Here is a 20,465-nt window from a genome sequence, read left to right on the forward strand (position 1 = left end):
CCGAATGAATAGCCTGCACCGCGCACAGTGCGGATAGGGTCGGTTGAACCATTCGGATTGATGGCTTTTCGCAGGCGTCCGATATGTACATCCACGGTGCGGTCATCAACGTAAATGTCTGCGCCCCAGACACCATCCAGCAATTGGCTGCGGGAGAATACGCGTCCCGGTGCCATCATGAAATATTCAAGCAGACGATATTCGGTCGGGCCCAGATGCACTTCCTTGTCTTTGCGATAGACGCGGTGCTGCTGACGGTCGAGAATGAGATCACCGACTTTTAGCACATGCGAGAGCAAGCTTGGATTGGCACGGCGCAGCATGGCTTTGACACGGGCAATCAGTTCCGGTGTGGAGAAAGGTTTTACGACATAGTCATCGGCACCAACCGCCAAGCCGCGCACGCGCTCGCTTTCCTCGCCACGCGCAGTCAGCATGATAATCGGCAGACGTTCGGTCTCGGCGCGCTGGCGTAAACGACGGCACAGTTCAATGCCGGAGACACCCGGCAGCATCCAGTCCAAAATCAACATGTCGGGTACATCTTCGCGTAAAGCAATTTCTGCTTCATCACCGCGCATGATGGTTGTGACCTGATAGCCTTCAGCTTCGAGATTATAGCGCAGCAATACACTCAGCGCTTCTTCATCTTCCACGACGGCAATTTTGGGGGCATGTGACATCACAAGGTTCCTTCAGTCAATTGGCGCAAAAGTCAGGAGAGGCGGTGAAAAAAATATTATGCATGCCTGAAATTGCGACAAAACAAGGGTGCAGAGCGGGAGCGCCGCTCTTGAAAGCTGCATATTAAACCGTTGGCGGACATAAGTTTTTATCAAAATTTTGTCCGCCTTTCCGGTCATTTAAGGTTTGCGGGCTTCAGCCACGATGATATCGTGGCTGAGGTCTTCTTTCGGCCGTTCAGCCGGCATTTGCTGGCCGGTAACGATGTAGTAAACCGTCTCGGCAATATTGGTGGCGTGATCGCCGATGCGTTCAATGTTTTTCGCACTGAAAAGCAAATGGGTGCAGGAGGAAATATTGCGCGGATCTTCCATCATATAGGTGAGAAGCTCACGGAAAATCGAGGTGTACATGGCGTCGATTTCATCGTCGCGGTCACGCACAATATTGATCTGTGCCACCGAGCGGGTGGCATAGGCATCAAGCACTTCTTTCAGCTGGGTGAGTGCCAGCTCGGCCAGGGTTTCAAGGCCGCGATAAAGCTTGACGGATTGGCGGGTGTCGGAAACAGCCGCAACGCGCTTGGCAATGTTTTTTCCCAGGTCGCCCACGCGTTCCAGATCGGCAGAAATACGGATGGCGCCGATAATTTCACGCAAGTCAATCGCCATGGGCTGGCGCTTGGCAATGATGGTGATGGCCTTGTCGTCGATCTCGCGTTCTGCTGCATCAAGAAACAGATCATCGGCAATCACGCGTTGTGCCAGCTCATTGTCGGCATTGACGATTGCGGCAATGGATTGCTCGACCATACGCTCGGCATGGCCGCCCATTTCGGCAATCTTATGGGCCAAGAACTTCAGTTCTTCATCATAAGAGCGGACAGTGTGTTTTATAGGCATGAAAAAACCTCTTAAAAAATATCGGTAACCACAATCAGCCGAAGCGGCCGGTGATGTAGTCCTGTGTCCGTTTTTCTTTTGGTGCGGTGAAGATCGCTTCGGTTTCACCTTCCTCGACAATATTGCCTAGGTGGAAGAAGGCAGTTTTTTGCGAAACACGCGCGGCTTGCTGCATGGAGTGCGTGACGATTGCAATGGTGTAATTCTGGCGTAATTCGTCAATCAGCTCTTCGATCTTGGCCGTAGCAATCGGATCAAGCGCCGAGCATGGTTCGTCCATCAGGATAACTTCAGGGCTCACTGCAATGGCACGCGCGATGCAAAGGCGCTGCTGCTGACCACCGGAAAGACCAGTGCCTGCATCATGAAGACGGTCTTTCACCTCTTCATAAAGGCTGGCCTTTTTCAGGCTGGTAATAACGGTTTCTTCCAAGTCAGTGCGGTCTTTGGCAAGGCCGTGGATACGCGGGCCGTAAGCCACATTGTCGAAGATGGATTTCGGAAACGGGTTTGGCTTCTGAAATACCATGCCGACACGGGCGCGCAGTTCCACCACGTCGATTTTCGGATCATAAATATCCTCGTTATCAAGGGTGATTTTGCCCTCGACGCGGCAGCCTTCAATCGTATCATTCATACGGTTGAGCGAGCGCAGGAAGGTGGACTTGCCACAACCTGAAGGGCCGATCAGGGCGGTCACCATCTTTTCAGGAATATCGAGATCAACTTCAAACAGCGCTTGTTTGGCGCCATAAAATACGCTGACTTTTTCACCGCGCATTTTGGTTGGTTGGGCGCTGAGGTTCATTTTAACTCCCGGTAGGTTGTCCTGAGGATAGTCTGCTACAGTATTCATCGTTAATGCTCCGCTTACCAACGGCGCTCGAAGCGACGGCGCAGGATGATGGCAGCAATGTTCATAATGGCCAAGAATGCCAGAAGTACAATGATGGCACCGGATGTACGTTCCACGAAAGCACGCTCGGCTTCATTTGCCCACATGAAGATTTGAACCGGCAGAGCTGTGGCAGGTTCAAGCGGTGTGGTTGGAACATTTGCAACGAAAGCAACCATTCCGATAAGAAGCAGCGGTGCAGTTTCACCCAAAGCCTGCGCCAGACCGATAATGGTGCCAGTGAGGATGCCCGGTGCTGCAAGCGGCAGCACATGGTGGAACACCATTTGGGTTTTAGAAGCGCCCAGCCCCAATGCCGCATCGCGGATGGAAGGCGGCACGGCGCGCAGTGCTGCACGGGTGGCAATAATGATGGTTGGCAGTGTCATCAGCGAGAGCACCAAGCCCCCGACCAGTGAGGCGGAACGCGGCAGGCCGAAAAGATTGATGAAAACCGCCAGCCCCAACAGACCAAATACAATGGAGGGAACAGCCGCCAGATTATTGATGTTGACTTCGATCAGATCGGTGAAGCGATTTTTTTTTGCAAACTCTTCCAGATAAATAGAAGCAGCAACGCCGACCGGCAATGCAATGCCAAGCACGATCAACATCATATAAAGCGAACCTACAAAAGCGACACCAAGACCGGATGTTTCAGGGCGGCTTGAAGCACCATAGGTAAAGAGGCCAGTGTTGAAGCTCTGTCCCATCACGCCTTCTTTTGAAAGCTTGTGCATCCAGTCAACTTGACGGTCAGTAACTTTGCGGTTTGCTTCCGGTACGTTCAAATCAATCTGGCCTTTGAAGGCTGAATCAATATCGGCGCTGGCAAGGAAATTGATATTCTGTGTGGTGCCGATAAGCGACGGATTATCCATCACCATTTGGCGCAGCTGAATGCGAACACCATCGGAATAAAACTTACCCAATTCACGCATAGTCGCTTTGTCATCTGTCTGCACCTGCAAATGATGAGCCAAAGCATTACGCACCAGCAACGGGTAATTTGCTGTGATCAGCACATTCGGATCTTCAGCGCGTTTATGGCTTGGGTCGATTACTTTTTCTTCGAGCAGCACCGGAATGCTGACCGTGGTTTGCCAAAAAGCGGTGTAGCCTTTGGAAAAAACCGTAAATAGCAAGGCGCAGAGAAAAAACACACCGACGCAGATTGCCAATATACCATAAAGGCGGAAGCGGCGTTCAGCAGCATAGCGGCGCTTGATGCCGATATCACGGCGCGCTGGTTTTGCATTCATCGGGGCACCTGTTGAATTTGAAGAAAGGCTCATATCACTCATCAGTCGTACTGCTCCCGATATTTGCGAACGATATAGAGCGCAAAAATATTCATGATCAGCGTCAGGAAGAACAAGGTGATGCCGAGGGCAAAGGCTACCAAGGTCTGCGGTGAGTTGAACTCAAGGTCACCGGTCAGCTGATTGACGATTTTAACGGTAATGGTGGTCATGGCTTCAAACGGGTTGAGCGTCAGATTGGCGGCAACACCGGCAGCCAGCACCACAATCATTGTTTCACCAATTGCACGCGAAGCGGTGAGAAGCAGCGCACCGACAATGCCCGGTAGGGCAGCAGGAAGCACCACTTTTTTAATGGTTTCCGATTGGGTCGCACCAAGCCCGAGCGAACCGTCACGCATCGCATTGGGCACTGCCGTAATGATGTCGTCGGAGAGCGAAGACACAAACGGGATCAGCATGACGCCCATCACCAGACCAGCGGTCAACACGCTCTGCGCCATGATAAAGCCTTGGCCGCCTGCAATGGCGATGCTGAGATCGCGCAGGAACGGGCCAACGGTTACCATGGCAAAAAAGCCGTAAACAATGGTCGGGATACCGGCAAGAAGCTCCAGCACCGGTTTGACGACACTGCGTAGCTTTGGCGAGGCATATTCCGCCATATAAACAGCGGAGAACAGGCCTACAGGTACAGCAAACAGCATGGCAACAAAGGCGATATAAAGTGTGCCGGCCAAAAGCGGGATAAGGCCGAACTGACCAACCGCACCATCAGAACCGGCAGCTGCAAAGCGCGGATCCCATACGGTGCCGAAGAAGAAGTTGGAGAAAGAAACAGACTGGAAGAAAGTGATTGTCTGGAACAGCATCGAGAAAATAATGCCGATAGTGGTGAGGATCGCGATACCCGATGCAGCGATCAGTCCCCAAAGCACGATTCTTTCAACATTATTGCGCGCACGTGTGCGCACTTTGATAGAAGACAGGCCAAAAATCACACCGGCAAGGGCCAGCACAATGCTGATGGCGGTGCCGGTTTTTTGTGCCAGCGAAGATGCCTTTGTCCAATATTGGGCGATCGGCACCATGAAATCCTGACCTTCAGTGGCAAGCGCAATACCCTTATTGCTCATATATTCACGCGCCATCTGATAATTTGTCGGCAGAGCGTCTCTTTCCTGAAGGGGAAGGCGCTCGATACCTTTGGCAAGGCCGCGTACCATGCTCAAATTGAGATTATTGTTGGTGGTGGAAACTTCTGAAAGCTGCGACGTCGCATTATGCTCGATATAAACCGAGGAACCGATCATCCATACGATCAGAAACAAAGTTGCTGGCAGGGCGGAAACCAAAAACACCCACCAGCCGTGATAATGAGGCCGTGAGTGCATTTTTTCGTTTTGGGGCACGGATTTATATTGTGAAAGCGCTTTCTGACGCCCCATAAAAAATCCAGCCAGACCAATCAGTATGACTGTGAATAAAACCAGTAAGGCGGACATTCAATTTCCTTAAAGCGCGCTACATAAACTTTAGTGAAAATGCTTAGGCGATTGTGCTTATGCGGTGGAAAAACCGCAAAGCTTTCATGGAATGAATGCGACAGGCATTTGCCTGTCGCATTCAATTGTTTTTGTCTTATTTGGCAGCCATAACCTTGCCAGCGGCAAAGTCGGCGCGCTGTGCTTCACGTTCTGCTTCCGGAGCAGGAACCAGACCATATTCAGCCAGCGGGCTGTCCGGGCCAACCATCTGTTCGGACAAGAAGAAATCTACATATTCTTTCAAGCCGGGGATCACGCCGAGGTGTGCTTTCTTCACGTAGAAGAACAGCGGGCGGGATACTGGATAGTCGCCTGAAGCAACAGTTTCTGCTGAAGGCACAACATCGTTGACAGTTGCTACGCGCAGCTTGTCAGCATTGTTTTCGTAGAAATAGAGGCCGAAAACGCCAACGCCTGTTTTATTGCTGTCGATGCGGGCAAGAGTTTCGCTGTAGTCACCGTCGATATCAACAGCTTTGCCGTCTTTACGAACTGCAATACAAGCGGAAGCTGCTGCTTTGTCATCAAGGCCGGTTGCTTTGATGGCCTCAAGAGCACCGGATTCTTTACAACCTTCGGTCAGAACTTTTTCTTCGAAAACTTCACGGGTACCGTGCTTTTCACCAGGGATATAAGCCGCAATGTCCCAATCCGGCAGAGCGGAGTTAACCTGATTCCATTTGGTGTTTGGATTGTCTACAAGCTTGCCGTCTACAATCACTTTGGCAGCAAGTGCCTGATAAAGATCAACCGGCTTCAACTTCCATTCAGGGCCTTTTGCATCGGTAGCAAAGACAATGCCGTCATAACCGAATTGAACTTCCTGAACATCTTTAACACCTGCATCGATGCAGGATTTCAGTTCGGAGTCCTTCAATCCACGCGATGCATTGGCGATATCGATTGTGTTTTCACCAACACCTTTACAGAATTCTTTAATACCTGCACCCGAACCGCCGGATTCAATCACCGGAGTTTTGAAGTCAGGATATGTTTCGCCGAAAGTTTCAGCGACGATTTTTGCATATGGCAGAACGGTTGAAGAACCAGCGACCTGAAGCTGGTCGCGAGCGGATGCTGCGGAAACCGACATGACAGCCGCAATAGCAAGTGCAGCGGTTGTGGAAATCAACGTGTTCATAGGAGTAGCTCCAGTTGGTAAAGACAATGACGTTTAATGTCACTAACCGTCTAGGCGCTGTTTATTACAGTCATATGACAGTAATATTACAGCTTCATGTCATATGAACTTTATCAAAAAATATCGGGTAATTTTTTAAGGATTAGCTTCAGCCGTTTGGACGGCTGACAACATAAATGGCGCTTGCCAGCATGAAAATTGCAACACCTAATCCCAGCCACAGGCCGGGGCGAGCACCCCACCAAAAGATGGCATAGCCCGCAGCCATGCCGCCACAGGCAAAAAATTTGGCTTTGACCGGCACTGCACCTTTATCACGCCATTTAATCAGCATGGGTCCGAATTGCGGATTTGCCAAAAGCTTGGCTTCCAATGCCGGAGAAGAGCGACTGAAAAACCATGCTGCCAGAATAATAAAGATTGTAGTCGGCATGACGGGCAAAAAGGCACCGATAATACCAAGCGCCAGCATCAGAAACCCGAGCAGTAGATAAATGATGCGCTGCGCTTTAGACAAAACATTGTCGTCAGGTTTTTGTTGTTCCTGTGCGACGCTATCTACAGGTTCTGCCTGATCATGAGCTGTTTGTTGGTCTTTCACGTTTTCGGGGTGCGGTTTGCTCACTGCTTATCTTTCAGATGCCTTCAAGGGTCATGATTTGATAGCTGTTTATGCATGGAATCGCCAGTAGGCAAAACACCGGGATGTTGAAAACTAGTGTCAATAAGTAAACTTTACGCGATCACAAACTATTTCACTGTGTTATTTACAGCGCTGAAGCCTTGAAATTTGCCGCAAAAAAGACACAAATCTTAACTGCGGTGAAACGGCTGATAACTTGGCTCGTCAATAAAAAACATTTGCATCGTGAAGCCGCTTTTACTTTATGCAATGAAAAATCCGCAGAGCACTTTCAAGAAGCCGATGTTAACGAATTATTCTGATGGTAAACATACGAATAACATATTTTATGATTGATTCATGTGAATATAATCAAGTTATTTCAAATTTATACTGAGATATAAAAAGTAATTATCCGATCAATGGGATGATTTTCCTTTTAACTATAGATTCAAAATGCCTTAAATCATCTTTATTTCGTCCACTTGAGTGCCACATTTACCCGCCAATCGGACATTGTTTTTAAAGTCTGCCTTTTATTTCTTTAAAAAGTGCGGCGTTGAAAATATTAATGTGCAATTGTGGATGCTTGAAACAATGAAAAAATATGTGGCTTTATTGACTGTTGGAATGGCTTTTGCATTTTCAGCCAATGCGGCTTTGGCATCAGCCGGACAATGCGGCGGTGCTTCATGGTATGCGCTGACATCCAAGACAGCATCTGGCGAGCGGATGAATCCGGCCGGTATGACTGCGGCACATCGAACATTGCCACTGGGTACGAAAGTGAAGGTAACCAATCAGGCCAACGGCAAGTCACTGATAGTGCGGATAAACGATCGCGGCCCTTTCATCAAAGGCCGCGTGTTGGATTTATCTAAAGGTGCGGCAAGCCGTTTGGGCTTTATCAATGCCGGTCATACAAAAGTGTGCATTACACCGGTTGCCGCGAAAAAGGGCTAATAGCTTTTTAAAGCTTTAGTTTTTTTCCTGCAGGTGCGCTTCGAGGAACCACAGGGATTTGTCGAGATCACGCGACGCAGCGGTGAGAACATCGGCTGAAGTTTCATCACCTGCCTCATCGGCCTCTTTGATTGACTGACGCACCAGATTGGCGACTGCAGCGTAGCGGTCGATCAGCGCATTCAGGTGATCATGAATATTATAAATATCGGTCGGATATGGCTTGAGGTTAGTGTCGTTGCCAACGGTCTGCACAGTTCCCATCGCGGTGCCGCCTAATTGCACAACACGCTCGGCGATAGTGTCGGTATGCTCATCCAGACTATCGCGGAAACCATCCAGCATTTCATGCACAGCGATAAATTGCAGACCTTTAAGATTCCAGTGTGCCTGCTTGGTTGCCAGTGACAGATCCAGCGTTGCCGCCAGATTTTGATTAAGCAGAGAAATAACCGTTGCTTTGGCATTGGATGGCAGATCGTTACGTGTGTTATGGGTTTTAGCCATTATATCCTCGCTTGCTTTACAAATTATCATTGTCAATGACTCATGCCTTTGGGAGCCCGCCAGAGCCACATCTCTTAAACTAAACGCTGTTAATGACAGTTGGTTCCCTCTCCATAACAGGTTTATATATAATATAGTGTTTTTAAACGCAGAAAAAAGATGCAGAAGCTTGCCGGAACACAATATCTGTTTTACCTGATAGATCATGAAAATACTTGCTCTTGATACTGCGGCTTCTTTTTGTGCCGCCGCCCTTTATGACAGTGAAAAAGCTTTAGTGCTGGCACAGCGCCGTGAAAATATCGGAAAAGGCCATGCCGAAGTGCTGATGGCCTATGTGCAAGACGTGCTGGAAGAGGCAAGACTGGATTTTCATCAGATTGATCGCGTGGCGGTCAATGTCGGGCCAGGCTCTTTCACCGGCGTTCGTATTGCAGTTTCTTCGGCACGTGGCTTTGCTTTGGCTTTAAATAGTACCGCCATTGGTGTGACTGCTTTTGAAGCGCTTTGCGCTCAAGCTCATGAGAGCTATGCTAAGCGTCCGGTATTGGTGCTGCTTGATGCGCATCGCGGTGAAATTTTTGCGCAAAGCTTTGACGGCAATGGCGAGCCGGAAACGGAAGCCTTGGCGCTGACATTACAAGAAGCGGTGCAATTATGTGCCGAAAAACCCGATCATGTGCTGACCGGATCGGCTGCACCTGCGGTCACGCAAGCACTTGGGGAGACACATGTGATTGCGCAAACCGAACCAACCGCCGATATTGCTGTTTATGCGCGCATTGCTGCGACAAAACCAATGGGTGAAGCACCAAAGCCGCTTTATTTGCGCGGGCCAGACGCCAAACCGCAGGTTGGCTTTGCTTTACCTCGTAAGTCAGAGGTCAAATCAGAAGAGCAGGCGTCATAGGGGTGGGGCGAAAAACAAACAATGTTCAGCTCGGGCAGCAAGTTATCAGCGAAAAACTTGATGGGGCGCTTGATGGAGCACTTTAATAAAAAAGGCTTTTCAATTGCACCATTGAGGCCGGATGATAGCGCCGCGTTGGAAGATGTACATATGGCCTCTTTCCATCAGGGGTGGACGACAGAAGATTTTCGCGGACTTTTGAGTGAGCCTACAGTGTTTGGTTTTTTGGCGCGCCGGGAAGGAGAGCCCAACAAACTGGCCGGATTTGTGCTGGCGCGTCTGGTGGTGGATGAAGCAGAAATTTTGACCATTGCCGTTGATATCGCTTCACGTAAACTGGGCGCCGGACACGGGCTGATGGATGCAGTTTTGCGTCATTTGCACCATGAGCGTGCGGCAAGTCTGTTTCTGGAAGTCGATAAAAGCAATGTGGCGGCGCAAGCGCTTTATAACCGACTTGGTTTTATCAAAGTGGGTGATCGCCCCAGTTATTATCAGCATGCTGATGGCACTTATGCTTCTGCGCTGATTTTGCGCCGTGATCTGGTGGTTGCCAAATGATTGGTGCTGTCAGAATCCTTTTTGTGCTGGTTGCTTTCATTCTGCTGACCCTGTCGCTGGTGCCGTTTCAGTATATTTTCATGAAGCTCAATCATGTGTTCCAGCGCCGTTTGCCGCGATTTTTCCATCGTTTGGTGGCAAGGTTGTTTGGTTTTCGCGTCAAAACCATCGGTACAATGAGCGAAGACCGGCCGCTGCTTTTAGTGTCGAATCACATTTCATGGAGCGATATTATCGTTCTTTCTACGGTCGCAGAGGTGTCTTTTATCGCTAAATCCGAAGTGCGGTCATGGCCGGTTTTCGGTCATTTGGCATATTTGCAGCGCTCGGTTTTTGTCGAGCGGGCAAAGCGCGGAAAAACCGGCGAACAGGCATCGGAAATTGCTACAAGGCTTGCGGCAGGCGATGTGATGGTACTGTTTCCGGAAGGCACAACGTCGGACGGTAATCGGTTATTGCCGTTTAAAACTGCACTTTTTGGCGCGGCTCATGCAGCCATCCGCGAGGGTGGTGCTGAACATGTGACAGTTCAACCAGTTTCAATTGCTTATACAGGTGTGCATGGTATGGCGATGGGGCGCTATCATCGTCCGATTGCGTCATGGCCGGGGGATGTCGAATTGATGCCACATCTGAAAGGTATCTTGAAAGAAGGTGCTATTGATGTGGAAATCAGTTTCGGTGAACCGATGGTGATTGACGCCAAAACCGACCGCAAGCTTTTAGCCCGTGTGATGGAGGAGAGGGTTCGCTCGCAACTGCAATCCTCGCTCTTAGGGCGCGAAATTAAACCGGGTTGATGGAAATATCGTCGGCCTAACTATTCTCAAACGGCGATAAAAGGTTTAGAAGCCAGCCTATGAGCACTCTTGAAACGATCCCTTCTTTGAATCCGACCCCAGATAATGACGCAAAAACACCTGCCAATACGCGCAAGGTTTTTGTGAAAACCTATGGCTGCCAGATGAATGTCTATGACAGTCAGCGTATGGCCGACAGTCTGGCGGCGGAGGGTTATATTTCAACCGATACGCCGGAAGATGCGGATCTGGTGCTGCTCAATACGTGTCACATTCGTGAGCGCGCTTCCGAAAAGCTTTATTCAGCGCTTGGTCGTTTGCGTAAACTTAAAGATAAAAATGCGGCCAATGGCAAAGAACTGACCATCGGTGTTGCCGGTTGTGTGGCGCAGGCCGAAGGACAGGAAATCCTGCGCCGTGCACCATCCGTTGATCTGGTGATCGGGCCGCAGACCTATCACCGTTTACCGCAGGCACTGGCTAAAGTGCGCGGTGGCGAAAAGGTTGTCGAAACCGAATATGCACTGGAAGACAAATTTGAACATCTGCCAGCACCACAGCGCGAAGTGGTGCGCAAACGCGGTGTCTCCGCTTTCCTGACCGTTCAGGAAGGTTGTGATAAATTCTGCACATTCTGCGTGGTGCCTTATACGCGCGGTTCGGAAGTATCGCGTTCGGTTGCGCAAATTTTGGCCGAGGCTGAAAGGCTTGTGGCTGGTGGTGTGCGCGAAATTACCCTGCTTGGCCAGAATGTGAACGCATGGCACGGGCTTGGCGATGATGGCCGTGAATGGGGCTTTGGCGAACTGCTTTACCGTTTGGCCGATGTGCCGGAGCTTAAGCGTCTTCGTTATACCACCAGCCATCCGCGCGATATGGATGATGCATTGATCAATGCACATCGTGATCTTGATATTTTGATGCCTTATCTGCATCTGCCGGTGCAGGCAGGCTCGGATCGTATTTTGAAAGCGATGAACCGCAAACATAAGGGCGATGATTATCGCCGCCTGATCGAACGTATCCGTGAAGCACGCCCTGATATGGCGCTGTCAGGTGACTTTATTGTCGGCTTCCCTGGTGAAACAGATCAGGATTTTGAAGATACAATGCAGCTGGTGCGTGATGTAAATTATGCGCAGGCCTATTCTTTCAAATATTCCAGTCGCCCGGGAACGCCGGGCGCAGATTTGCCCGATCATGTGGATGAAGCGGTCAAAGACGAACGTTTGCAGCGCTTGCAGGCTTTGCTTAATGAGCAGCAATATGCGTTTCAGGATAGTCTGGTTGGTAAAAAAACCAGCGTGCTGATTGAAAAGCCGGGACGTGAGGAACAGCAAATGGTTGGTCGATCACCGTGGTTGCTGCCGGTTATTCTTGATAATAATCACGACCAGATCGGTGATATTATCAATGTTGAAATCATTTCCACAGGAACCAATAGTTTGGTTGCGAAAAAACTGTCTTAAAGGCATGATAAGAGCATCATATAGTTTCGCGGGTGTTTTTCATTCGATGGGGGGGGCCGGTTGAGCGCTACAGAACAGCTGAAGACCGATAAGAGTAAGACTGAAACACAGAACAAATTATCTAATGGCGCTTCGGATATGGCGCATATTGTGCTGACTTTTGACAATAATCGTCACGCCATTGCGCTTTACGGGCAGTTTGATGAAAATCTGGCGCGCATCGAGCAGAAGCTCGGCGTTGATGTCCGCTCCAAAGGCAATGAGCTGACGATTCGCGGCACGCCTTCAGCGACCGAACAGGCGCGTCGCGCATTGGATGAGCTTTACGGCTTTTTACAAAAAGGACGTGAGATCACGCTTTCCGATGTTGATGGTGCTTTGCGTATGGCCGGAAATATAACCACGACTGCGGAGGGGCAGTTGCCGCTTCCTACGATGGAAAACAAAGGCAAATTAGCCTCTGCGCAAATTTCCACCCGCAAGAAAACTATTTTTGCCCGCACGCCGACGCAAGATGCCTATATGCGCGCTCTTGACCGCTCCGAACTGGTTTTTGGTGTCGGCCCTGCCGGAACCGGTAAAACCTATCTGGCGGTTGCTCATGCTGCGATGCTGTTGGAGCGCGGACTGGTCGAGCGCATTATTTTGTCGCGCCCGGCGGTGGAAGCAGGCGAACGCTTGGGCTTTTTGCCGGGTGACATGAAAGAGAAGGTCGATCCTTATCTGCGACCGCTTTATGATGCGCTTTATGATATGATGCCTGCCGATAAAGTGGAGCGCGCTTTAACTGCGGGTGTGATTGAAATTGCGCCGCTTGCCTTCATGCGCGGACGTACCCTTGCTCATGCTGCGGTTATTCTGGATGAGGCGCAAAATACGACCTCTATGCAGATGAAGATGTTTCTCACGCGTTTGGGTGAGGGATCACGCATGATTGTGACCGGTGATCCAAGCCAGATTGACTTGCCGCCCGGTCAGAAATCCGGCCTTGTCGAAGCCTTGCGTATTCTGGACAATGTCGATGGTGTTGTGACCGTCCGCTTCACTCAAAAAGACGTGGTGCGCCATGCGCTGGTGGCGGCTATTGTTGAAGCCTATGACAATGATGGAAGATCGGCTGGCTGAACTGGCACAAAAATAAGGTGCGAGCCTTGTATTTTGCGGTGAGCGCTATGATCTATCCATGTTTATATGCTATTTAAAACGACTTTAGAGTTTGTAAGAGAAAGGACTATGCGTCAGCCGGCTTCTTGATAGCCGCAACTGCCGTTTTAAAAGTGATCGACATCGATATATTGATAGAGGCGGAAGGCTGGCCCGAAGAGGACGCCTTACTCCAAGTGGCGCAAAAAGCGGTTGATACCGCATGGAAAAGCCTTTTTACCGATGACGGGCAAAGTGAGTTAAGTCTCGTTTTTACCGATGATGCTTCTATTCAGGAGCTGAATGCGCAGTGGCGCAACAAGGATAAGGCAACCAATGTTTTGTCTTTTCCGGCCTTTCCGGTTAAAGCGGGTGCAAAACCCGGGCCGATGCTCGGCGATATTGTCATCGCGCGCGAAACAGTGATGCGCGAAGCGCAGCAAGAAGATAAACCTTTTGAGCATCATTTGAACCATATGATTGTGCACGGTTTCCTGCATCTTTTAGGCTATGACCATGAAGATGACCTTGACGCTGAAATCATGGAACAATGGGAGCGCGATATTTTGGCCGCCCTTGCTATTCCCGATCCATATTCACAAACCCTTTCACCTAACAAAGCCGGTTGACCATGTCTGATCAAACTAGTGTTCCCCCCTCGGGCGATGTCCCGCAAAATACTGATCCGGAGGGGCAGAGTACGCACAGAGCCTCTCCAACGGAGAAGCGCTCATTCTTAAGCAATTTATTGCCGTTTTTACGCAGTCGCCAAACATCTTCCCTGCGTGAAGATTTGGCTGACGCGCTGTCGGAACAAGACAGTAGCAATACGGTTTTCTCGCCTGAAGAACGGGCGATGCTCAATAATATTTTGCGCCTGCGTGAAATCCGCGTTGAAGATGTGATGATTCCGCGCGCCGATGTGGAAGCGGTGGAAATTTCAACACCACTCGGCGAAGTGCTGGAACAGTTTGAAAAGTCCGGCCATTCACGCATGCCGGTCTATGCCGAAACCCTCGATGATCCGCGCGGTATGATCCATATCCGCGATGTTTTGAATTTTATCACCCGCCAGTCACGCCAAAAATCGAGCCGCCGCAATGGTGCCGCTACGAAAACGGCGGGCACAACACCAACCAAATTTGACATTGGCCGCATTGATCTGACCAAGACCATCGGTGAACTGAATTTGATGCGTAAAGTGTTGTTTGTACCGCCATCCATGCTGGCAAGCGGCCTGATGGCGCGCATGCAGGCAAGTCATATTCAAATGGCGCTGGTCATTGACGAATATGGCGGCACTGATGGTCTGGTGTCGCTGGAAGATATTGTTGAAATGGTCGTCGGTGATATTGAAGACGAGCATGATGACGAAGAAATCATGATCTTGCAGGAAGCTGACGGCATTTTTGTTGTGGATGCCCGTGCAGATCTGGACGAGCTGACGGAGAAAATCGGCCCGTCTTTTGCTGTGGGTGAACATGGCGAAGATGTGGATACGGTTGGCGGTCTGATCTTCTCGGTGCTGGGCCGTATTCCGTCACGCGGCGAAGTGGTGCAGGCTATTCCGGGCTATGAATTCCACGTGCTGGAAGTTGATCCGCGCCGTATTCGCCGGGTGCGGATTATTCCGCTGTCAGCTGCTGATCGCCGTCGTCAGGCGCGCGCTGGTGTGACGACAAAATCCGGCGAAGAACACGTTACCGAACATTAAAAAACAAACAGGCGAAAAGTGCTGTTAAAATACGCTTTTCGCCTGTGTTTGAATTGGAATTGTACTGATCGGGATTTTCATGTTTGCGCAATTGGCTCAAAAAATAACCCTGTCAGGGAAATGGCCACATCGCTTTTTAAGCCTGTTTGCCGGTCTGCTTTTGACGCTGGCGCTTCCTCCATATGATTTTCTGCCCGTTGGGTTCATTGCTTTTCCAACTCTGGTCTGGCTGCTTGATCGCCCGGTAAAACACGTCGGAAAAAAAATGTTGCGCGATGCATTGCCAGCCTTTGCCACTGGCTGGTGGTTTGGCTTTGGCTATTTTGTCGGTGGCCTATGGTGGATTGGCGCGGCCCTTCTGGTTGACGCCGAGCAATTTGCATGGGCGCTGCCGCTTGCGGTTGTGGGTTTGCCTGCCTTTTTAGCCCTGTTTTATGGCTTTGCTGCTTACTTGGCGCGGCTCTTTTGGTCTCATGGATTGGGGCGCATTTTCGCACTCGCCTTTGGTTTTGGTGTTGCCGAATATCTGCGCAGCTTTATTCTGACCGGTTTCCCGTGGAATTCCATCGGCTACACGGCAATGCCGACACCATTATTGATGCAATCGGCCAAGATTGTCGGACTGACTGGCATGAATGCGCTGGCAGTCATGGTTTTTGCCATGCCTGCTTTATTGATCGGCAAGCGCCACAGGTTGGGTGGTATGGTGTTTGGCCTGCTGCTTGTGGTTGCTCATTTGGGCTATGGCGCATGGCAGCTTCACCAGCCGGTAGAAGTGGCGGCAACCAATCCGCATATCCGTATTGTTCAACCATCGATTGCGCAGGATCTCAAATGGGATAATGCCGAGCGGCGCAGTATTTTCGAGCGTCACTTGAGCCTCACCGCGCAAGCGCCACAAGATGGTGCGCTGCGCCCCGATATCATCATCTGGCCGGAAACATCCGTTCCTTACATTTTGACCCAAACCCCTGATGCCTTGGCGCGTATTGCTGACGTGTTGCAGGATGGTCAATTGCTGATGGTAGGTGCGGTGCGTGAGGAAGAGACACCGCAAGGATTGAATTATTATAATTCAATCACCGTGATTAACGATCAGGGCTTTATCATCAGCTCTTTTGACAAAGTGCATTTGGTACCTTTTGGCGAGTATTTGCCGTTGGAAGGCGTTTTGCGTGCGCTTGGCTTGCAAGAAGTTGTGGAAATGCCGGGAGGTTTTAAAGCCGGAAAAAGCCGTCATTCACTGAAAATCGGAGAGAAGCTGGCTATCTTGCCTTTAATTTGCTACGAGGCGATTTTTGGCAATGAACTTGATTATCAGGGCGAGCGTGCTGGCGCGATTGTCAATGTCACCAATGATGCATGGTATGGCAATACACCGGGGCCTTACCAACATTTTCGGCAGGCGCAACTGCGTGCAGTGGAGCAAGGGATGCCGCTGTTGCGTGCTGCCAATAACGGTATATCGGCGGTCACCGACAGTTATGGCCGAATCATTGCGTCTCTTAACCTCAATGAGGTTGGTGTGGTGGATGCGGTTTTACCGCCGCTGCGGTTAGACGTTGATGACAAGGGATGGGCTTCGCGCCAAACGTGGGCGATGATCTTGCTACTACTTTGTGGTTTATTAGCAATTGTGTATAAAAGAAAATCACAGCGCGATTGACATCGCAATTTTCATCGGTTGTTATAGTTTCATCATGCTGACATTTTGAAATCACATAGCAGCGCAGTCTTTGAAATATCACGTAATTTGAAATCGTATGGTGTTTTGCGGTCGAGTGAAGCACGTACAGGGAAGCTCGCAAATCGCGAGGAGCATTTGAATGGTACAGAATAAAAAGAAGCCCAACCCGATTGATATCCATGTAGGTAGTCGTATTCGTCTGCGTCGGAATATGTTGGGCTTTAGTCAGGAAAAACTGGGTGAAAGCCTCGGCATTACATTCCAGCAGATTCAGAAATATGAAAAAGGCACCAATCGCGTCGGAGCCAGCCGCTTGCAGGCTATTTCTTCCATTCTCAATGTCCCTGTTTCTTTTTTCTTTGAAGATGCACCGGGTTCCGAAACGCAAACCACGGGTTTTGCCGAAGAGAATGACTCAACCTATATCGTCGATTTCATGAATTCCAATGAAGGTGTTCAACTGACACGCGCTTTTACCAAAATTACCGATCCGAAAATTCGCCGCAAGATTATTGATCTGGTCAAGACGCTGGATCCTGACGCGGAATAATCTTTTCCCTCAACAATTCGTGATGAGAAGAGTGTTATCGGCACAATTGCTGTTGACGCTAAAGAACTATGTTGGCAAAGACATAAAAAGTTAAGGTGATTGTTTCGGGTAAGCGCATTTCTTGTGTTTACATCCGAAAAATCACCTTTACTGTGCTGTCTGTCTGAAGCGGAGATCTGGCTCCGCAAGATTTTCTAGAGGGGTTTCCCGTGTCGCGCAGTTCTTATCTTTTTACCAGCGAATCCGTATCTGAGGGCCACCCCGATAAGGTATGTGATCGTATTTCCGACGAAATTGTAGATATGATTTACAAGGAGGCACGCCGTTCCGGTGTTGATCCTTGGACAGTGCGTATCGCTTGTGAAACATTGGCGACGACAAACCGCGTGGTGATCGCCGGTGAAGTGCGCGTGCCTGAAACTTTCCTGAAAAAGGATAAGGACGGTAATGTCATCATAGATGACAATGGAAATCCGGTCATCAATCCGGCTCGTTTCCGCTCCGCCGCCCGTAAAGCCATTCGCGAGATCGGTTATGAGCAGGATGGTTTCCATTGGAAGACCGTCAAAATCGACGTATTGCTGCATTCGCAATCAGCGGATATTGCGCAGGGCGTTGATAATGCGGCCGACCGTCAAGGCGAAGAAGGTGCTGGCGATCAGGGTATCATGTTTGGCTATGCTTGCCGTGAAACGCCTGAACTGATGCCGGCACCAATTTACTACTCACATAAAATTCTTGAGCTTCTTGCTGCTGCCCGTCATAGCGGTGAAGGCGAAGCAGGCAAGCTTGGGCCTGATGCTAAAAGTCAGGTAACTGTGCGTTATGTGAACGGCAAGCCTGCGGAAGTGACGCAGATTGTTCTTTCCACACAGCATCTGGATGCAAGCTGGGATTCAGCCAAGGTTCGCACGGTGGTTGAGCCTTATATTTTGCAAGCGCTGGATGGTTTGCCAATCGCCGATGATTGCGTTTGGTACATCAACCCGACCGGCAAATTTGTCATCGGCGGTCCCGATGGTGATGCAGGCCTCACCGGCCGTAAAATCATTGTCGACACTTATGGTGGTGCGGCGCCGCATGGCGGCGGTGCGTTTTCGGGCAAGGATACCACCAAAGTGGATCGTTCCGCCGCTTATGCTGCCCGCTATCTGGCGAAAAATGTGGTTGCTGCCGGTTTTGCCGATCGCTGCACTATTCAGTTGTCATATGCCATCGGTGTAGCACAGCCTTTGTCTGTCTATGTCGATTTGCATGGCACCGGTAAGGTAGACGAGGCAGCACTTGAAAGCGCTTTGCGTAAAGTTGTCGATCTGTCGCCAACCGGTATCCGCAAACATTTGGATCTGAACAAGCCGATCTATGCCAAGACTGCTGCTTATGGCCATTTTGGCCGCAAGCCTGGTCGTGACGGCTCGTTCTCGTGGGAAAAAACGGATCTGGCCACAGCGCTTAAAAGTGCGCTTGTTGCTTGATGAAAACATGGCAGCCTGACGGAAATATTTATGTCGGATGAGATGAAAAAATCACGTGCGACCGAGGCATTCTTCGGTCGCCGTCATGGTAAGCCATTGCGCCCGCATCAAAAGATGCTGCGTGAAGGCTTGCTGCCTGAATTGCTGATTGATCTGAACGAACGTGCGCCGCAGGATTTGTGCAGTCTTTTTGCGGCTCCCGTTGAAAATGTCCGGATGGAAATCGGCTTTGGCGGCGGCGAGCATTTGATGCATGAAGCAGGGCGCACACCACAAAGCGGCTTTATTGGTGTCGAGCCTTTCGTCAATGGTATGGCGAAAATGCTGGGCACACTGCACGAAACACCGCTGCAAAATATTCGTCTTTATGATGATGACGCAACGGAAGTGCTGGATTGGCTTCCTGACAATTCATTGGCGGGCATTGATCTTTTCTATCCTGATCCGTGGCATAAAAAACGTCATTGGAAGCGTCGCTTTGTCAGTCAGAAAAATCTGGATCGTTTTGCACGGGTTTTGAAATCCGGCGGACGTTTCCGATTCGCTTCCGATATTGAATCATATGTGAATTGGACATTGCAACATTGCGATTCCCATCAAGCTTTTGAGTGGCAGGCATCGTCTTCGGCGGATTGGAACACACCATATGAAGGTTGGCCGGGCACACGCTATGAAGCCAAGGCTTTCCGCGAGGGGCGTAAGGGGGCTTATCTGACATTTATCTGCAAGTGATAATGTCACAGCCTATGAATATTGCTGTATCTGAACTGCGTACTTGAAAAGAACAGGAAAAGTCGGTATATTCATTTCAAATTCTTGGTCGATTGAACAAGGGTGGGTCCGGTCGGTCCCGCTCTTTTTTGTTTGATGATACAAATTAAAGGGAATAAACTGGGTTGTCCGAACAATTAGACACTGCACAAACAAACGCTGCTGAAACCGTGGCTGATACACGCATCATTCGTGAAACCGGTGTTGATGCGAAGGTAGCGGCTATTGTCCAGCCTGTTTTGCAGGTGCTTGGTTTTCGGCTGGTGCGTGTTCGCCTGTCCGGCTTGAACGGCGCTACGTTGCAGATTATGGCTGAACGCTTTGACGGTACTATGACGGTGGAAGATTGCGAGCTGATCAGCCGCAACGTATCGCCCGCACTTGATGTGGATGATCCGATCAGCGGTAAATATCATCTGGAAGTTTCTTCTCCTGGTATTGATCGCCCATTGGTTCGCGTATCCGATTTTGCTGATTGGTCGGGTCATATGGCGCGGATTGAAACATCCATGATTATTAATGGCCGCAAGAAGTTTCGTGGTAAAATCACGGCTCATGACGATGAAGGCGTGACGATTGAAAATGATCAGGTTGGTTATGGTCATGAACAGGTCGTAACTATTCCATATGATGTAATTTCTGATGCGCGACTGGTTTTGACGGATGATTTGATTCGTGACGCTCTGCGTAAAGATAAAGATCTTCGTGAGGGACGTATTCCTGGCGGCGAATTAAACGATGAGCTGGGTGATGTCACCGGTACTGCTTCAGATGACGCTGACACAAGCGACGTTGGCGAAAAAGATTAAGATTGAGCACCCGTCCAAGAGGAAAGGGCGGGCGCGGCACCAAGGAGAGACTT

At 49.9% G+C, this 20,465-nt stretch carries 21 protein-coding genes; 13 read left to right on the forward strand and 8 right to left on the reverse strand.

What is annotated here, in order from left to right; all coding sequences use genetic code 11:
- From phoB to JNC77_RS01730, 7 genes are all read right to left on the reverse strand, one after another.
- Positions 1-683 (reverse strand): phosphate regulon transcriptional regulator PhoB (phoB, locus tag JNC77_RS01700; RefSeq protein ID WP_374828985.1); only part of this gene is annotated, 683 nt, incomplete at its 3' end.
- 180 nt (positions 684-863) lie between these two features.
- Positions 864-1,586, reverse strand: coding sequence for a phosphate signaling complex protein PhoU (phoU, locus tag JNC77_RS01705; RefSeq protein ID WP_374828986.1), 723 nt, complete (start codon positions 1,584-1,586; stop codon positions 864-866).
- A 34-nt stretch (positions 1,587-1,620) separates the two neighbouring features.
- Positions 1,621-2,394, reverse strand: coding sequence for a phosphate ABC transporter ATP-binding protein PstB (gene pstB / locus JNC77_RS01710; protein ID WP_374830414.1), 774 nt, complete (start codon positions 2,392-2,394; stop codon positions 1,621-1,623).
- A gap of 62 nt (positions 2,395-2,456) precedes the next feature.
- Positions 2,457-3,785: a phosphate ABC transporter permease PstA gene (gene pstA, locus JNC77_RS01715; protein ID WP_374828987.1), complete on the reverse strand. Its 1,329-nt coding sequence runs from the start codon at positions 3,783-3,785 to the stop codon at positions 2,457-2,459.
- Positions 3,785-5,248, reverse strand: a complete 1,464-nt coding sequence (gene pstC / locus JNC77_RS01720; protein WP_374828988.1) for a phosphate ABC transporter permease subunit PstC — start codon at positions 5,246-5,248, stop codon at positions 3,785-3,787. Before pstC ends, pstA begins: the two co-directional genes overlap by 1 nt.
- A gap of 136 nt (positions 5,249-5,384) precedes the next feature.
- The gene (locus tag JNC77_RS01725) at positions 5,385-6,431 is read right to left on the reverse strand and encodes a PstS family phosphate ABC transporter substrate-binding protein (RefSeq protein ID WP_374828989.1); all 1,047 of its coding nucleotides are present in this window, start codon (positions 6,429-6,431) and stop codon (positions 5,385-5,387) included.
- A gap of 148 nt (positions 6,432-6,579) precedes the next feature.
- The gene (locus tag JNC77_RS01730) at positions 6,580-6,948 is read right to left on the reverse strand and encodes a YbaN family protein (RefSeq protein WP_374830416.1); all 369 of its coding nucleotides are present in this window, start codon (positions 6,946-6,948) and stop codon (positions 6,580-6,582) included.
- Between the two features lie 702 nt (positions 6,949-7,650).
- Between JNC77_RS01730 and JNC77_RS01735 the strand changes: the two genes are divergently transcribed.
- Positions 7,651-8,016, forward strand: coding sequence for a septal ring lytic transglycosylase RlpA family protein (locus tag JNC77_RS01735; RefSeq protein ID WP_374828990.1), 366 nt, complete (start codon positions 7,651-7,653; stop codon positions 8,014-8,016).
- 15 nt (positions 8,017-8,031) lie between these two features.
- Here the strand turns inward: JNC77_RS01735 and dps are convergent, their stop codons facing one another.
- On the reverse strand, positions 8,032-8,523 hold the full coding sequence (gene dps / locus JNC77_RS01740; RefSeq protein ID WP_374828991.1) for a DNA starvation/stationary phase protection protein Dps: 492 nt from the start codon (positions 8,521-8,523) through the stop codon (positions 8,032-8,034).
- Between the two features lie 205 nt (positions 8,524-8,728).
- Between dps and tsaB the strand changes: the two genes are divergently transcribed.
- From tsaB to rimP, 12 genes are all read left to right on the forward strand, one after another.
- On the forward strand, positions 8,729-9,433 hold the full coding sequence (gene tsaB, locus JNC77_RS01745; protein WP_374828992.1) for a tRNA (adenosine(37)-N6)-threonylcarbamoyltransferase complex dimerization subunit type 1 TsaB: 705 nt from the start codon (positions 8,729-8,731) through the stop codon (positions 9,431-9,433).
- A 57-nt stretch (positions 9,434-9,490) separates the two neighbouring features.
- Positions 9,491-9,994 (forward strand): GNAT family N-acetyltransferase, encoded by a 504-nt coding sequence (locus tag JNC77_RS01750; RefSeq protein ID WP_374830418.1) that lies wholly within the window; start codon positions 9,491-9,493, stop codon positions 9,992-9,994.
- Complete coding sequence (olsA, locus tag JNC77_RS01755; protein WP_374828993.1) at positions 9,991-10,794, forward strand: lyso-ornithine lipid O-acyltransferase; 804 nt, start codon at positions 9,991-9,993, stop codon at positions 10,792-10,794. Before JNC77_RS01750 ends, olsA begins: the two co-directional genes overlap by 4 nt.
- A 59-nt stretch (positions 10,795-10,853) precedes the next feature.
- The gene (gene miaB / locus JNC77_RS01760; protein ID WP_374828994.1) at positions 10,854-12,263 is read left to right on the forward strand and encodes a tRNA (N6-isopentenyl adenosine(37)-C2)-methylthiotransferase MiaB; all 1,410 of its coding nucleotides are present in this window, start codon (positions 10,854-10,856) and stop codon (positions 12,261-12,263) included.
- Between the two features lie 60 nt (positions 12,264-12,323).
- Entirely contained in the window at positions 12,324-13,388 is a 1,065-nt protein-coding gene (locus tag JNC77_RS01765; protein ID WP_374828995.1) for a PhoH family protein, read from the forward strand.
- 128 nt (positions 13,389-13,516) lie between these two features.
- Complete coding sequence (ybeY, locus tag JNC77_RS01770) at positions 13,517-14,035, forward strand: rRNA maturation RNase YbeY (protein WP_374830423.1); 519 nt, start codon at positions 13,517-13,519, stop codon at positions 14,033-14,035.
- Positions 14,036-14,037: 2 nt separating this feature from the next.
- Complete coding sequence (locus JNC77_RS01775) at positions 14,038-15,120, forward strand: hemolysin family protein (protein WP_374828996.1); 1,083 nt, start codon at positions 14,038-14,040, stop codon at positions 15,118-15,120.
- Between the two features lie 79 nt (positions 15,121-15,199).
- A complete protein-coding gene (gene lnt / locus JNC77_RS01780) occupies positions 15,200-16,786 on the forward strand; it encodes an apolipoprotein N-acyltransferase (protein ID WP_374828997.1) in 1,587 nt (528 codons plus the stop codon).
- A 160-nt stretch (positions 16,787-16,946) separates the two neighbouring features.
- Complete coding sequence (locus JNC77_RS01785; RefSeq protein WP_374828998.1) at positions 16,947-17,357, forward strand: helix-turn-helix domain-containing protein; 411 nt, start codon at positions 16,947-16,949, stop codon at positions 17,355-17,357.
- Positions 17,358-17,566: 209 nt separating this feature from the next.
- Entirely contained in the window at positions 17,567-18,832 is a 1,266-nt protein-coding gene (metK, locus tag JNC77_RS01790) for a methionine adenosyltransferase (protein WP_374828999.1), read from the forward strand.
- A 30-nt stretch (positions 18,833-18,862) separates the two neighbouring features.
- A complete protein-coding gene (trmB, locus tag JNC77_RS01795) occupies positions 18,863-19,564 on the forward strand; it encodes a tRNA (guanosine(46)-N7)-methyltransferase TrmB (RefSeq protein ID WP_374829000.1) in 702 nt (233 codons plus the stop codon).
- A gap of 164 nt (positions 19,565-19,728) precedes the next feature.
- Positions 19,729-20,412, forward strand: a complete 684-nt coding sequence (rimP, locus tag JNC77_RS01800; protein WP_374829001.1) for a ribosome maturation factor RimP — start codon at positions 19,729-19,731, stop codon at positions 20,410-20,412.
- The last annotated feature ends 53 nt before the right edge of the window (positions 20,413-20,465 follow it).

It is taken from the genome of Paenochrobactrum pullorum (genome assembly GCF_041929845.1).
GTDB lineage: Bacteria > Pseudomonadota > Alphaproteobacteria > Rhizobiales > Rhizobiaceae > Paenochrobactrum > Paenochrobactrum pullorum.

Excerpts from the sequence above, each read along its gene's own strand:
- phoU (WP_374828986.1), bottom strand. The coding sequence starts at position 1,586 with ATGCCTATAAAACACACTGTCCGCTCTTATGATGAAGAACTGAAGTTC.
- pstB (WP_374830414.1), bottom strand. The coding sequence starts at position 2,394 with ATGAACCTCAGCGCCCAACCAACCAAAATGCGCGGTGAAAAAGTCAGC.
- pstA (WP_374828987.1), bottom strand. The coding sequence starts at position 3,785 with ATGAGTGATATGAGCCTTTCTTCAAATTCAACAGGTGCCCCGATGAAT.
- pstC (WP_374828988.1), bottom strand. The coding sequence starts at position 5,248 with ATGTCCGCCTTACTGGTTTTATTCACAGTCATACTGATTGGTCTGGCT.
- JNC77_RS01725 (WP_374828989.1), bottom strand. The coding sequence starts at position 6,431 with ATGAACACGTTGATTTCCACAACCGCTGCACTTGCTATTGCGGCTGTC.
- JNC77_RS01735 (WP_374828990.1), top strand. The coding sequence starts at position 7,651 with ATGAAAAAATATGTGGCTTTATTGACTGTTGGAATGGCTTTTGCATTT.
- dps (WP_374828991.1), bottom strand. The coding sequence starts at position 8,523 with ATGGCTAAAACCCATAACACACGTAACGATCTGCCATCCAATGCCAAA.
- tsaB (WP_374828992.1), top strand. The coding sequence starts at position 8,729 with ATGAAAATACTTGCTCTTGATACTGCGGCTTCTTTTTGTGCCGCCGCC.
- olsA (WP_374828993.1), top strand. The coding sequence starts at position 9,991 with ATGATTGGTGCTGTCAGAATCCTTTTTGTGCTGGTTGCTTTCATTCTG.
- miaB (WP_374828994.1), top strand. The coding sequence starts at position 10,854 with ATGAGCACTCTTGAAACGATCCCTTCTTTGAATCCGACCCCAGATAAT.
- JNC77_RS01775 (WP_374828996.1), top strand. The coding sequence starts at position 14,038 with ATGTCTGATCAAACTAGTGTTCCCCCCTCGGGCGATGTCCCGCAAAAT.
- lnt (WP_374828997.1), top strand. The coding sequence starts at position 15,200 with ATGTTTGCGCAATTGGCTCAAAAAATAACCCTGTCAGGGAAATGGCCA.
- JNC77_RS01785 (WP_374828998.1), top strand. The coding sequence starts at position 16,947 with ATGGTACAGAATAAAAAGAAGCCCAACCCGATTGATATCCATGTAGGT.
- trmB (WP_374829000.1), top strand. The coding sequence starts at position 18,863 with ATGTCGGATGAGATGAAAAAATCACGTGCGACCGAGGCATTCTTCGGT.